Raw genomic sequence first — 13,227 nt, forward strand, 5'->3', positions numbered from 1 at the left:
CTTTTGCTTCAAAAGGTCCGCACATGGAACTGCGTAGCAGTAATATCAAGAAGTTGGACAGCGGAGACTTTGACGTACTGATCGTGGGGGGCGGCATCAATGGCGCTTCCGCGGCGGCGGCACTGGCCGGCAAGGGGGTACGGGTCGCACTGATCGAGCGTGGCGACTTCGCCGGCAGCACCAGTATGCACTCGTCCAACCTGGTGTGGGGTGGCATCAAGTACATGGAGAGCCGCGACTTCGCTCTGGTGCGCAAGCTCTGCAGGAGCCGCAACCACCTGATCAAGAACTATCCCGCCACGGTGCAGGAAATCCGCTTTCTCACTACCATCACACAAGGCTTTCGCTATCACCCGCGCTATCTGTGGGCCGGCGCCTGGCTCTACTGGCTGATCGGCAATGGCTTTACGCAGATTCCGCGATTTCTCTCGCCCAGCGCGATTCGTCACAGCGAAGCGATCATCGACACGCGCGATGCCATTGGTGGTTTCGAGTACTCCGATGCCTACCTGCACGACAACGACGCCCGCTTCGTCTTCAATTTCGTGCGTGGGGCGCTCAACTATGGTGCGGTGGCGGCGAACTATGTGGAGTCGCTGGGCGCACGACGCGAGAACGGCGGCTGGGTGACGCAGGCGCGCGATGTCGTCACCGGGCGACAATTCGTCGTACGCTCCAGGGTCCTGATCAATGCCGCTGGCCCCTGGGTCGACGAGCATAACAGCCTCACCGGGCAAGCTACGGACCATCGCCACGTATACTCCAAGGGCATCCACCTGATCGTGCCGCGTCTGACCGACAACCGACGCGTGCTGGCGTTCTTCGCCGACGATGGTCGACTCTTCTTCGTCATTCCGATGGGGCCGCGAACCTGTATCGGAACCACCGACACCCGCGTCGAGAGACCCGAGGTGACGGCCACGGAAGACGATATTCGCTTCGTGCTGGACAACATCAACAAGCGTCTCGAACTCGACAGGCCGCTGGACAAGCAGGACATCATTTCCATCCGCTGTGGCGTGCGGCCCCTGGCGGTCAAGGCCGATGGCGGCAGTGGGCGCGACTTCCTGCAGCTCTCGCGCAAGCATGCCATCGACATCAACCAGGCCGACTCGCACCTGAGCATCTTCGGTGGCAAGCTGACCGACTGCCTCAACGTGGGCGAGGAGATCGTTGCCGCGATCGGCCGGATGGGCGTCGAGGTGCCGTACCCGAAATATCGCTGGTACGGCGAACCGCCCGACCAGGTGCGCCATGAGTTTCTCCACCAGGCGAAACTCATGGAGCTCGACGATTTCACCGCGAGCGACGCCTCCGAGCCGCTGTCGACCCGACTGTGGCGACGCTATGGCACCCATGCGCTGGAGATGCTCGAGGAGATCCGCGAGGATCCGCGCCAGGCCGAGGTGCTGATCGAAGGGACGGAATACCTGCGCTGCGAGCTGCACTACGCCAAGCGGCGCGAGATGATCACTCGCCTGGAGGATTTCCTGCGGCGGCGCTCCAAGGTCGCCCTGGTGGTGCATGAGGAGGCGATGCGCCAGTCGCCCGGCTTGCGTGAGGCGTGTGCGATCCTGTTCGGCGGCGAGGCCGATGCGCGCCTGGAGGAGTATTTCGCCACCACGCGTCGCGAGCGTGGCGAGATGTCGCCCGGGGAGCCGGTCATGTCGAGCGAGTCGGCCCGCTCGCCGACATCCGGTGCGTGAAGCGCCTTGGCGTCAGTGCATTGAAGGGCGGCGAAATGCCCGTATAATCTCCAGTCAACTTAAACTATTCCAAGAGGTTAACCGTGGGTTATCTCGTCGGCGTCACCGTGCTCTGGGCCTTCTCGTTCTCACTGATCGGCGTCTACCTGGCCGGACAGGTGGACAGCTACTTCGCGGTGCTGATGCGTGTCGGCCTGGCGGCCCTGGTGTTCTTGCCGTTTTTGCGGCCGCGGCTACTGGTGGGGCGCCAGCGTCTGGCGCTGATGGGGCTGGGGGCCGTACAGCTCGGTGTGATGTACATCTTCTTCTACCAGTCCTTCCTGCTGCTGTCGGTGCCGGAAGTCCTGCTCTTCACCATTTTCACACCCTTCTACGTGACGCTGCTCGACGATGCCTTGTTCGGCCGCTTCACGCCATTCTATCTGCTCACTGCTGCCCTGGCAGTGGTAGGAGCGGCGGTGATCCGCTACGACGGCATCGACAGCGGTTTCTGGCTCGGCTTCCTGGTGGTACAGGGGGCCAACTTCTGCTTCGCCCTGGGCCAGGTGGGTTACCGTCGTTTCTCCGTGACGCTGCCCGCCGAATTGCCGCGCCACAGCGTCTTTGCCTGGTTCTATCTCGGTGCGCTGGCCGTGGCGCTGCCGGCCTTCGCGCTGCTGGGCAATACCGCGGCGTTGCCCTCCACGACGGTGCATTGGGGCGTGCTCGCCTGGCTGGGCCTGGTGGCCTCGGGCCTTGGTTACTTCTTCTGGAATCTGGGGGCCACACGGGTGGATGCCGGAGCGCTGGCGATCATGAACAACGCCCTGATTCCCGCCGGCCTCGTGGTCAACCTGGTGATCTGGAACCGTGATGCCGACCTGGTGCGGCTGGGGCTGGGGGGAGCGATCATCGTGGGCTCGCTGGTGCTCAACGAATGGTGGCTGCGCCGTCAAGCGGTCGCCGCCGTCTAAGGCGTGTTTGCCCGCCCTGGGCCCAGCCCTCATAATGAGCGGCCACGATCCGAGAGGCCAGGGCATGCAAAAAGAGCACGACGGATTCAAGAACATAGGTCTCATCGGCCGCCTCGGTAGCACCAAGGTGGTCGAGACCCTCAAGCGCCTGATGCGCTTTCTCGACGAACGCGGCCTCCACGTGATCGTCGAGGACCGCACCGCTACCGTGCTGCTCGACCATGGCCACCCCGAAGCCAGCCGGCGCACTCTCGGTGAGCTGTGCGATCTCGTCATCGTGGTGGGGGGCGACGGCAGCCTGCTCGGCGCCGCCCGTACGCTGTGCCATAGCGGCACCCTGGTGCTGGGCGTCAATCGAGGACGCCTGGGCTTTCTCACCGATATCTCCCCCGATGAGCTGGAGGAGCGGGTTGGCCAGGTGCTGGACGGCCAGTACGAAGTCGAGGAGCGCTTTTTGCTCGATGCCGAGCTGTATCGTGACGGCACCCTGGTCGGCAACGGAGATGCCCTCAACGAGGTCGTGCTGCACCCCGGCAAGGCGGTACGTATGATCGAGTTCGAATTGTTCATCGACAAGCAGTTCGTCTGCAGCCAGCGTAGCGACGGACTGATCATGGCCACACCCACCGGCTCCACCGCCTATGCGCTGTCGGGTGGTGGTTCGATCATGCACCCCAAGCTGGATGTGATCGAACTGGTGCCGATGTTTCCGCATACCCTGTCCAGCCGGCCCATCGTGATCGACGCCGCCAGCGAGATCCATGTGCACATTGGCGAGACCAATCAGACCTATCCTCATATCAGCTGCGACGGTCAGACCCGTGTCGTGGCCAAGCCGGACGATGTACTGGTAGTGAAGCGCAAACCCCAGAGGGTGCAGCTCGTGCACCCGCTCGGTCATAACTTCTACGAGGTCCTGCGCAGCAAGCTGGGCTGGAGCAACCGGCTGGGAGATTGAGGTGAGGCAGGCGGCGATAGAAGGTTACGATCTGATCGGCGACGTGCACGGCTGTGGTGCCACCCTGGCGGCCCTGCTCGAGAAGCTCGGCTACCACCAGCGCGGTGGCGTCTACCGCCATCCGCGGCGCAAGGCGATCTTTCTCGGCGACCTGATCGATCGCGGTCCACGGATTCGCCTGGCCGTCACCATCGTTCGACGCATGGTGGAGGAGGGCGAGGCGCATATGGTCATGGGCAACCATGAATACAATGCCCTGGCCTATTGTCACCGTGCGCCGCGCCAACTGGGACGCGAATGGCTGCGCGAACATTCTCCGCGACACAACCGTATCATCAAGGAAACTCTCGACCAGTACCGTGATCATCCCGCCGAGTGGGACGAGACGCTGGCCTGGTTCATGGAGGTTCCTCTCTACCTCGATTTCGATGCATTCCGAGTGGTGCACGCCTGCTGGGACCAGGAATTGATCGACGCGCTCGAGCGCGAATGCCCGAGGGGTATCATCGACGAGCCCTTCCTGTGTCAATCCGTGGAGTCGGATACACTGGCCTATCGGGTGCTCGACCGCTTGACCCGTGGGGTACACCTGCCGCTGCCCCCCGGAGTGGAGATCCACTCCGGCGATGGCTTCACCCGGCGCAGCTTCCGCGCGCATTTCTGGGCTCGCGAACCACGCACCTGGGGCGACGTGACCTTCCAGCCCGACAATCTCCCCAACGACCTGGAGGCGCGAGAGTTGGCCGCGCACGAACGCGCCCGCCTGCCTCATTATGGGCTCGACCAGCCGCCGCTGTTCATCGGTCACTACTGGTGCGAGGGCATTCCGGCCTTGCCCTCGGCCAACATCGCTTGTCTCGACTACAGTGCGGTGAAATTCGGCCGTCTGGTGGCCTATCGCTGGAGCGGTGAGCGGCGGCTGGACGCCAACCATTTCGTCTGGGTGAGAGTACCGCAGGAAGAAGCAGCGAGGCCTCGGCCGTGGGAGATCGACTTTGATTGAAGAGGGATACAAAGTTTTACAACTTTTTTTTCGAACCCCTGAACTTCCCCTCGGCTCGCTCGTCTGAGTAGGTGTTCCCTTGAATGATCCCTTGCTCTTGTCCGGCGGCCCCCCTTCCGCCGGATTTTTTATGTGCCTTCTGCCGCGGCTCAAGGCGAAGAGGTTTGAGAAAAGCCTCGTTGCAGCGCAAGATGCTTGCCAAAAAGTTGATTCAGGAAGAGTTCATGTATCGCATCATGCTGTTTCCACATGACACGGACACCCGCGAGCTGCGCCGTGCGCTGTGGGCTCACCGGATCGGGCACCGCTTCACTGAGGAAGCGGAGGGGCAGGTCCTATGGCTCGCCGATCCCGACCAGCACGATGCGCTGATGCAATTGCTCACTCGCTGGCAGCGCGGTGAACGCATCATGCCGGAGCGGCGCCGCCGGTCGACGAGCGGGGCCTCTCTCGCCGTTGCCTTGCGTCAAGTGCCGGTCACCACCGCGGCGTTGGGCATTTCGCTGCTGGTATTCGCCCTGATGGCCGTGCTCGGCGACATTGTGGTTGCCATGTTGACCATCGTGCCGGTCGCCGTCGTTGGCGGCAGCCTGGCCTTCGGCAACTTGGCCGACGTGTTGGCCTCGGGGCAGGTGTGGCGCCTGCTGTCGCCGGTCTTTCTTCACTTCGGCTGGATGCACCTGATCTTTAACATGATGTGGCTGTGGTACTTCGGCCGCCAGGTCGAAACCCTGGAGGGTAGCGGGCGCATGCTGACGATCCTGCTGGTGGCGGGCATCGGTGCCAACCTGGCCCAGTACGCCACAGGCACCGTGCTGTTTGGCGGCATGTCGGGCGTCGATTTCGCTCTGCTCGGCTATGTCTGGCTGATGTCGCGCCGGGCGCCGCACAGCGGCTTCTTCGTGCCGCAGATGCTGGTGGTCTTCATGCTCGGCTGGATGGTATTCACCATGACCGACATGGCCGGCGCGGTCGGCTTCGGCAACGTGGCCAACGAGGCACACCTGGGTGGGCTGGTCGTAGGGCTTCTGTTGGGGTGGTATTATTCGGGCCGAGCTAGGCGTCTTCACTGAGCCGTCACTTCAAGAGAATTTCCCAATGAGCGATATGACCTTCGAGCGCATGATCCGGCAGATGACGCCGGCCATCTACGATAGCCTCAAGCAGGCGGTGGCCCTGCGCAAATGGCCGGACGGGCGCATGCTGACCGCGGAGCAAACCGAACTCTGCCTCGAGGCGGTGATTCGCTACGAGCACGAGAACCACGTGCCCGAGGAGCTGCGCGTAGGGTACCTGCAGCAGCGCACCTGTGGCAGTGCCAGTAGCGGCACCGATGTGCCGCCCGAACTCGCCGGGCTGGCCCGGGATGTCAGCCGTGATTGAAGGTGAGCGGATAGAGGCGGCTCCGGTCGTGCAGGGCTGCCTGAGCAAGATGGCCATCGCGCCCGGGGAGCCGGGCGGACCCGTCAGGTATACGCTGCGTGCCGGCGAGCATCGCCTGGATCTCAACGCGCGCCTGGGTCAGCCTCTCGAGTTGAGCTGGACGGGTGCCATCGCCTGCACCCACTGTGGCCGGGCGACGAAGAAGAGTTTCGCCCAAGGCTACTGCTACCCCTGCTTCAAGAAGCTGGCCCAGTGCGATACCTGTATCGTCAAGCCTGAGACCTGCCACTTCGATGCCGGCACCTGCCGCGAGCCCGAGTGGGCGGAAAAGCATTGCTTCCAGCCGCATGTGATCTATCTGGCCAACTCCTCGGGGCTCAAGGTAGGCATCACGCGGGGCACCCAGGTGCCAACGCGTTGGCTCGACCAGGGGGCGATCCAGGCGCTGCCGATCCTGACGGTAGAGACGCGCCAGCAGTCCGGCCTGGTCGAGGTGCTGTTCAAGGAAGAGGTGGCCGACCGCACCAACTGGCGCGCCATGCTCAAGGGCGAGGTGGAGGCGCTCGATCTCATGGCCGAGCGCGATCGCTTGTTGGCCCGTCTCGACGGCGGGCTTGGACAGCTGCGTGAACGTTTCGGTACCGATACCATCCGAGCACTCGACGAGGTGCCGGTCTCCTTCGACTATCCGGTGCTGGAATTCCCGCGCAAGATCGTTTCGCACAACTTCGACAAGCAGGCGCGGGTGAGCGGTACGCTGCTGGGCCTCAAGGGGCAGTACCTGATCCTCGACACGGGTGTGATCAACCTGCGCAAATTCACTGGCTATGAGATCGCCGTATCCTGAGGCTTCAGCGCGCGTGGCAGGGAGATGCAATGGCAGGCTATGCTGTCGTTTCCTTCCCTTGTGACGAGTTCTGACATGTATCGCCTGCATATTGCCAACAAGAACTACTCTTCCTGGTCGCTACGCCCCTGGGTGCTGATGCGCCAGTTGGATATCCCTTTCGAGGAGCGCCTGACCCCCTTCGAGTCCGACTCGAACTGGAGCACCTTTCGTGCCTTCTCGCCCTCCGGTCAGGTGCCCTGTCTGGAGGATGGCGAACGCACCGTCTGGGAATCACTGGCGATCGTCGAGTACCTGGCCGAGCGCCATCAGGGGATATGGCCTGCCGATGAGCAAGCGCGCGCCTGGGCGCGCTGTGCCAGCAGCGAGATGCACGCCGGCTTTTCCCCACTGCGCAGTCTGTGTCCGATGAATTGCGGCGTCAGGGTGAAACTGCACCACATGCCGGATGCCTTGGCAGGCAACCTGGCTCGCCTCGACGAACTCTGGCAACAGGGTCTCGCCCGTTTTGGGGGGCCTTTCCTGGCGGGTGAGTCCTTCACTGCGGTGGATGCCTTCTTCGCACCGGTGGCCTTCCGCGTGCAGAGTTTCGGGCTGGAACTCGGTGCGCCCTCGATGGATTACGTGGCCCGGCTGCTGTCGCTACCCGCCATGCAGCAGTGGTACGAGGAGGCGCTGGCCGAGCCTTGGCGAGAGGCGGCTCACGAGGCCGAAGTCCAGCAGAACGGCACCATCATCGAGGATCGGCGGCCTGGCTGAGTCTCCGCCAGGCCCGTTTCTGTTCTACATCGCTCGGCTCAATCGAACAGGTCGCCCTGGGCTCGGGGCGGCCGGAAGGCCGTGGTGTCCAACTGGCGCGAGTCGCGCTTCGCAGGGTCATTGAGCCCCAGGCGGCGACACGCCTTTTCGAAGCGCTGGGCGATGAGTTGGGCGAAGATGCCCTCGCCGCGCATGCGCTTGCCGAAGCGGCTGTCGTAAGCGGCGCCTCCCCGGCACTGTCGCATCAGGCTCATCACCTTGCCGGCACGCTGAGGATAATGCGCCTGCAACCACTCCTCGAATAGCGGCGTCACTTCCCGCGGCAAGCGCAGCAGCGTCCATCCGGCAGACTCCGCCCCGGCATTGCGCGCCGCCTCGAGCAGGCGTTCCAGCTCATGGTCGGTCAGGCCCGGAATGATCGGGGCGACCATGACACCTACCGGGATGCCGGCATCCTTCAAGCGTTCGACGGTACGTAGGCGGGCTGCAGGAGAGGCGGCGCGCGGTTCCAGGCTGCGCTTGAGCTCGGTATCCAGGCTGGTGAGGCTGATTGCCACTCTGACCAGACGCAAGTGCGCCAACTCGGCCAGCAGGTCCAGGTCGCGCAGGATCAGGGCGCTCTTGGTGATGATCGAGACCGGATGGCGGCATTCGAGCAGAAAGGCCAGTATCCCGCGGGTGGAACCACGCTCCGCTTCCAGCGGCTGATAGCAGTCGGTATTGCCGGACAGGGCGATGGGCCGGCATACGTAGCTGCGCTTGCAGAACTCCTCATGTAGCCGCTCCACCAGGCCGCTGCGAGCGATCAGCCGGGTTTCGAAGTCGATCCCGGGGGAGAGATCCCAGTAAGCGTGACTGGGCCGCGCGTAGCAGTAGATGCAGCCATGCTCACAGCCTCGGTACGGGTTCAGCGAGCGATCGAAGCCAATATCCGGCGAATCGTTCCAGGAGAGCGCACTGCGGGCCTGTTCGTTGCTGACCACGGTGGCCAGGCGCGTCGGCATTTCCTCCTGCCACCAGCCGTCGTCCTCCGTTTCACTGTACGTGGGCGCGAAGCGGTTGTCGGGATTATAGGTGGCGCCGCGTCCCTTGCGCGGCTGCTGCTGGTCGAACTGCGGCATGGCGGCGATCCGGATAGTGTATTTATATACAGTATATCGGTTCATTCACGAAGCGCCAACGCTGGATAAATGTCCGCGGGTCGTTACGCTGGTGAGCATGACGTCAACTTCCGACAACCCGTCCATCCGCCGCGCCGAAGCCCTGTATTCGGTGCAGGGACTCTGGTGTACCAGCTGCGCACTGGCCGTCGAGGCCCAATTGAAACGACTGCCCGGGATTGGTGCCGCCAGCGTGCACTACCCCAGCGCCACCCTACTGGTGGAAGGTGAGCCGGAGGCTCTCGACGAGCGCCGGCTGGAGGTTGCCGTACGCCGTCTCGGCTACCGCCTCGGTCCGCCTGAGGCGGTAGCCGATGCCGAGGCGCGGCTCGACGCCGAGAGCCGCTATCTCACCCTGCGGCTGCTGATGGCCGTGGTCTTCGGCATGTGGACCATGCTCGCTTCGCTGTTGATCTATGCCGGTGCCATGCCCAGAGCCGAACTCGATTTGATCATGGCCTGGGTCTCGGGTGCGTTCGCCCTTCCGGTGGTCACCTATGTGGCGCTGCCGTTCTACCGCGCCGGCTGGCGCACGACCCGGGCGTGGCGACCCGGGATGGATGCGCTGGTGGCGTTGGGTGCGCTGACGGCGGTGGGTGTATCGCTGTGGCTGCTGGCGCACGGCTCGCCCGAGGTCTATTTCGATACCGCCGTGATGCTGGTCACGCTGCTGCTGGTCGGCCGGCTGGTGGAAACCCTGTGCCGCCACCGCGGGCTGCGTGCACTCCAGGCGTTGCATCGGCCGCCGGCGCAGGTGCAGCGCTGGGAGGCGGATGCCTGGCAGCCTTGTGCGCTGGAAGCGGTGACGGTGGGGGATCGGCTGCGCGTCGAACCCGGCGAGACGCTGCCGCTGGATGGCATCCTCCGCGATGGCGAAGCGCTGCTCGATCTCTCACCACTGACCGGCGAGAGCGCGCCGCGACGCTGCTTGCCGGGCGATGCCGTGGTGGCCGGCTGCCGTAATCTCGGCGCGGCGCTGGTATTCGAGGTCACCGCGCCCGCCGGCGAGTGTCGTCTGGACCGACTGCGTGAGCAGATGTGGTGGCAACAGGCGCGCAAGGGCGAGCTGCAGCGACTGGCGGATCGCTTCGCCGGCTGGCTCAGCCCCCTGGCGGTGGTGCTGGCGCTGCTCACCCTGGTGGCCACCTGGCTGGCCGGCGTGCCGGCCGAGGAGGCCTGGGTAAGAGCGCTATCGGTGCTGGTGGTGGCCTGCCCCTGCGCCGTGGGCCTGGCCATTCCCCTGGCCGGCCTGGCCGGCAGCGGTCAGGCCCTGGAGCGCGGCGTGGTGATCCGCGACCCGGGGGCCTTCGAGACGCTGGCGCGAATTCGCAGCGCCGCCTTCGACAAGACCGGCACGCTCACCGCCGGGGAGCCGCAGGTGCAGGCCATGCACTCTGCAGCCAACCTTGCTGAGCCGGAGCTGCTGGAGCTGGCTGCCGTGGTAGCACGTGGCAGCGAGCATCCGCTGGCGCGGGCCGTGCGTCGCTATGTTCAAGATGTGCAAGATATTCAAGATGCCCGAGGGGCCCAGGATTCCGGGGCGGGCGGGGAGCTCGACATCGTGCAGGCCGAAGAGGTCGGCGGACGGGGCCGGCAGGTTGCGCTTGGCAATGGGCGAGAACTGCTGCTGGGCAGCCGTGCCTGGCTCGCCGAGCAGGGCGTTGACACGACGCAGGCCGGCGACTCGGGGGAGAGTGAAGTGCTGCTGGCCTGCGACGGCGCCCTGCTGGCCCGCTTTACCTTGGGCGAGACGGCTCTGCCCGGCACTACCGAGACGCTGGCCGAACTGCGCCGAGAGGGGCTTGCCCTGGCCCTGATCAGCGGCGACAGGGCGCCGGCGGTGAGGTGGTTGGCGGATGCCGTGGGAATCAAAGCGGAAGAGTGCTATGCCGGGCGCAGCCCCGAGGCCAAGGCCAAGCTGCTGGCGGCCATGCCCCAGCCGTCGCTCTACGTGGGCGATGGGCTCAACGACGTGGTGGGGCTGGCCACCGCCAGCGTCGGCGTGGCGCCGCTGGGTGCCAATACCACGGTGCAGGAGGGCGCCAGCGTGGCGTTGCTGAAGCCCGGGGTGGCCGGGGTCGAGGTGGCCTGGCGTCTGGCGCGCCGCACGCGCCGGGTGATGCGGCAGAATCTGGTGCTCTCGGGAGTCTACAACCTGCTGGCGCTGGGCCTGGCGGTGGCCATGCCGATTCCGCCCCTGGTGGCGGTGCTGGCCATGGTGGCCAGCTCGCTCAGCGTGGTGGCGAATTCGGCACGCCTGGCCCTGGCCGGTGAGCGGGAGCCCGAGCAGCCACAGCAAAGCCGACAGGTGGGAGCGCTGGGCACGGCGCCGTGACAGGCCGAGCCAGCCTGTTAAGATGGCGGCTGCCCCACGCCTTATCAGGATACGCTCATGCTTGCCGATACCCTGGCTGCCATCGCCCCGGTCGATGACGCTCTTGCCCCCGCCGTGCAGGCACGCCTCGACAATCTCACCAAACCCCCCGGCAGCCTGGGGCGACTCGAGGCCCTGATCAAGTCGCTGGCCGGTATGAGCGGTGATGTTTCACCCAAGGTGAGTCCGCCCGGGGTGATCGTCTTCGCTGCCGACCATGGCGTGGCCGAAGAGGGGGTGTCGGCCTTTCCCCAGGAGGTCACGGCGCAGATGGTAGCCAATTTCGCCGCCGGTGGTGCCGCCATCAACGTCTTTGCCCGCCAGATCGGCGCGCGGCTCGAGGTCGTCGACGTGGGTGTGAAGGGCGCCGTTGCGGGCGACGGTGTGGTCATCGACAAGGTGCGCCCCGGCACGGCCAACTTCGCCCGCGAGGACGCCATGAGCCTGGCCGAGGCCGAACGCGCCATCGAGGTGGGAATCCGCGCCGTTGCGCGCAGCCACGCTGCCGGCTGCCGCTGTCTGGTCGTCGGCGAGATGGGCATCGCCAACACCACCGCCAGCAGCGCCCTGCTTGCGGTGCTGAGCGGCCGGCCGGTGAGCCGCCTGGTGGGGCAGGGGACAGGCATCGATATCTCGTGCCTGGCCCACAAGGCCAGAGTGATCGAAGGTGCCTTGGCGGCGCGCCAACCCGACCCGGCCCGGCCGCTGGAACTGCTGGCCAAGCTCGGCGGTCTGGAGATCGCCGCCATGGCCGGCGCCTACCTGGGCGCGGCGGCCCGGCGTATGCCGATCCTGGTCGATGGCTTCATCGCCACGGTGGCGGCGCTGGTGGCCTGCCGGCTCCAGCCTGCCCTGCGCGGCTACCTGATCTTCGGCCACCGTTCCTGCGAGCCGGGCCACGACGTGGCGCTGGAACTGCTCGACGCCGAGCCGCTGCTCGACATGCAGCTGCGCCTGGGCGAGGGCACCGGCGCGGCGCTCGCCTTCCCGCTGCTCGAAGCCGCCTGCCGCATGTTGAGCGAGATGGCCACCTTCGATTCGGCCGGCGTGGCTGGCGCTGCCCCCGAGTCATGAGCGCCGAAGCATGAGTGCCGAGCCGCTGAGCTTGGCCCTGCTGGCGCTGCTGCTGGGGGCCATGGCGCTGGATCTGCTGATCGGCGACCCGCGCTGGCTTCCGCACCCGGTGGTCGCCATGGGGCGGCTGACCGAAGCGCTGGAGCGCCGTTGGAACCGCGGCTCTCACCGGGCGCGTCGGCTCAAGGGCTTTCTGCTTACCGGTTGCGTGGTGGGGCTGACCTATGCTCTGGCCTGGGGCGTGCTGACGCTGCTCGCCGGGTTGCACCCCTGGCTGGGGCTCATCGGCGAACTGCTGCTGCTGGCCAGTGCGCTGGCGATCAAGGGGTTGCGCGATGCTGCCTTCGCGGTGGCCGGCCCGTTGGCCCAAGGTGACCTCGATGCCGCGCGCCGGGCCGTTGCGATGATTGTGGGGCGCGATACCGAGGCCCTCGACGAGGCCGAGATCACCCGCGCCACGGTGGAGACCGTGGCCGAGAACACGGTCGATGGCATCACCGCGCCGCTATTCTGGGCGCTGCTCGGCGGGGCGCCGCTGGCGCTGGCTTACAAGGCGGTGAACACGCTGGACTCCATGGTGGGCCACCGCAGCGAACGCTACGCAGACTTCGGCTACGTTTCGGCCAAATTCGACGATCTGGTCAACTGGGTGCCGGCCCGGCTCACCGCCCTGAGCATGTGGCTGGCCGCCCTGGCGCTGCCGGAGGCCCGCTGGCAGGGGGTGCGTAGACAGGGAGCGCTGGCTGGCACCTGGCGTGACGCGCCGGGTCACCCCAGCCCCAACGCTGGCTGGCCCGAAGCGATGATGGCGCATCTGCTCGGTGTGCAGCTCGGCGGCACCAATACCTACGGCGGGCTGGTCTCCGAGCGGATAAGGCTGGGCGAACCGCACGAGCCGCTGCGAGTCGTCCACATCCAGCGTGCCGTGGTTCACATGCACGGCGCCTGGGCCGTGTTCTTCCTGCTGATGGCCGGTGTGGTCGGGATGTGGAGCGCATGGGCATGAGCAT

General features: G+C 65.6%; 12 protein-coding genes. 11 read left to right on the forward strand and 1 reads right to left on the reverse strand.

Annotated features, from left to right (window positions below; translation table 11 throughout):
* Positions 1-23 precede the first annotated feature (23 nt).
* The 8 genes from HOP51_RS05740 (at position 24) to HOP51_RS05775 (ending at position 7,609) form a co-directional block, all read left to right on the forward strand.
* The gene (locus HOP51_RS05740; RefSeq protein WP_234273002.1) at positions 24-1,706 is read left to right on the forward strand and encodes a glycerol-3-phosphate dehydrogenase/oxidase; all 1,683 of its coding nucleotides are present in this window, start codon (positions 24-26) and stop codon (positions 1,704-1,706) included.
* A gap of 83 nt (positions 1,707-1,789) precedes the next feature.
* Positions 1,790-2,659 carry a carboxylate/amino acid/amine transporter gene (locus HOP51_RS05745; RefSeq protein WP_234273003.1) on the forward strand — a complete coding sequence of 290 codons (870 nt, stop codon included), beginning with the start codon at positions 1,790-1,792 and terminating at the stop codon, positions 2,657-2,659.
* Positions 2,660-2,723: 64 nt separating this feature from the next.
* Entirely contained in the window at positions 2,724-3,617 is an 894-nt protein-coding gene (locus tag HOP51_RS05750) for an NAD(+) kinase (protein ID WP_234273004.1), read from the forward strand.
* Positions 3,618-3,633: 16 nt separating this feature from the next.
* Positions 3,634-4,620: a metallophosphoesterase gene (locus tag HOP51_RS05755; RefSeq protein ID WP_234273260.1), complete on the forward strand. Its 987-nt coding sequence runs from the start codon at positions 3,634-3,636 to the stop codon at positions 4,618-4,620.
* Between the two features lie 224 nt (positions 4,621-4,844).
* Entirely contained in the window at positions 4,845-5,693 is an 849-nt protein-coding gene (locus HOP51_RS05760; RefSeq protein ID WP_234273005.1) for a rhomboid family intramembrane serine protease, read from the forward strand.
* 25 nt (positions 5,694-5,718) lie between these two features.
* Positions 5,719-6,003: a YeaC family protein gene (locus HOP51_RS05765; protein ID WP_234273006.1), complete on the forward strand. Its 285-nt coding sequence runs from the start codon at positions 5,719-5,721 to the stop codon at positions 6,001-6,003.
* Positions 5,987-6,850 (forward strand): DUF2797 domain-containing protein, encoded by an 864-nt coding sequence (locus HOP51_RS05770; RefSeq protein ID WP_234273007.1) that lies wholly within the window; start codon positions 5,987-5,989, stop codon positions 6,848-6,850. Before HOP51_RS05765 ends, HOP51_RS05770 begins: the two co-directional genes overlap by 17 nt.
* Positions 6,851-6,925: 75 nt before the next feature.
* Positions 6,926-7,609, forward strand: a complete 684-nt coding sequence (locus HOP51_RS05775) for a glutathione S-transferase family protein (RefSeq protein WP_234273008.1) — start codon at positions 6,926-6,928, stop codon at positions 7,607-7,609.
* A 38-nt stretch (positions 7,610-7,647) separates the two neighbouring features.
* Here the strand turns inward: HOP51_RS05775 and HOP51_RS05780 are convergent, their stop codons facing one another.
* Positions 7,648-8,730 carry a PA0069 family radical SAM protein gene (locus tag HOP51_RS05780; RefSeq protein ID WP_234273009.1) on the reverse strand — a complete coding sequence of 361 codons (1,083 nt, stop codon included), beginning with the start codon at positions 8,728-8,730 and terminating at the stop codon, positions 7,648-7,650.
* A 97-nt stretch (positions 8,731-8,827) separates the two neighbouring features.
* Here HOP51_RS05780 and HOP51_RS05785 point away from each other — a divergent pair, with 97 nt between their 5' ends.
* From HOP51_RS05785 to cbiB, 3 genes are read left to right on the forward strand one after another with little or no spacing between them, the layout of a single operon-like run.
* On the forward strand, positions 8,828-11,104 hold the full coding sequence (locus tag HOP51_RS05785; protein WP_234273010.1) for a heavy metal translocating P-type ATPase: 2,277 nt from the start codon (positions 8,828-8,830) through the stop codon (positions 11,102-11,104).
* 57 nt (positions 11,105-11,161) lie between these two features.
* Positions 11,162-12,217 (forward strand): nicotinate-nucleotide--dimethylbenzimidazole phosphoribosyltransferase, encoded by a 1,056-nt coding sequence (gene cobT, locus HOP51_RS05790; protein WP_234273011.1) that lies wholly within the window; start codon positions 11,162-11,164, stop codon positions 12,215-12,217.
* A 10-nt stretch (positions 12,218-12,227) separates the two neighbouring features.
* A complete protein-coding gene (gene cbiB, locus HOP51_RS05795) occupies positions 12,228-13,223 on the forward strand; it encodes an adenosylcobinamide-phosphate synthase CbiB (protein ID WP_234273012.1) in 996 nt (331 codons plus the stop codon).
* Positions 13,224-13,227: the final 4 nt, after the last annotated feature.

Origin of the sequence: Billgrantia zhangzhouensis, from assembly GCF_021404465.1 — a bacterium.
Taxonomy (GTDB): Bacteria; Pseudomonadota; Gammaproteobacteria; order Pseudomonadales; family Halomonadaceae; genus Halomonas; species Halomonas zhangzhouensis.

Bases quoted from the DNA above. Each gene is read 5' to 3' on its own strand.
- HOP51_RS05740 (WP_234273002.1), top strand. From the start codon at position 24: ATGGAACTGCGTAGCAGTAATATCAAGAAGTTGGACAGCGGAGACTTT.
- HOP51_RS05750 (WP_234273004.1), top strand. From the start codon at position 2,724: ATGCAAAAAGAGCACGACGGATTCAAGAACATAGGTCTCATCGGCCGC.
- HOP51_RS05760 (WP_234273005.1), top strand. From the start codon at position 4,845: ATGTATCGCATCATGCTGTTTCCACATGACACGGACACCCGCGAGCTG.
- HOP51_RS05765 (WP_234273006.1), top strand. From the start codon at position 5,719: ATGAGCGATATGACCTTCGAGCGCATGATCCGGCAGATGACGCCGGCC.
- HOP51_RS05770 (WP_234273007.1), top strand. From the start codon at position 5,987: ATGTCAGCCGTGATTGAAGGTGAGCGGATAGAGGCGGCTCCGGTCGTG.
- HOP51_RS05775 (WP_234273008.1), top strand. From the start codon at position 6,926: ATGTATCGCCTGCATATTGCCAACAAGAACTACTCTTCCTGGTCGCTA.
- HOP51_RS05780 (WP_234273009.1), bottom strand. From the start codon at position 8,730: ATGCCGCAGTTCGACCAGCAGCAGCCGCGCAAGGGACGCGGCGCCACC.
- HOP51_RS05785 (WP_234273010.1), top strand. From the start codon at position 8,828: ATGACGTCAACTTCCGACAACCCGTCCATCCGCCGCGCCGAAGCCCTG.
- cobT (WP_234273011.1), top strand. From the start codon at position 11,162: ATGCTTGCCGATACCCTGGCTGCCATCGCCCCGGTCGATGACGCTCTT.
- cbiB (WP_234273012.1), top strand. From the start codon at position 12,228: ATGAGTGCCGAGCCGCTGAGCTTGGCCCTGCTGGCGCTGCTGCTGGGG.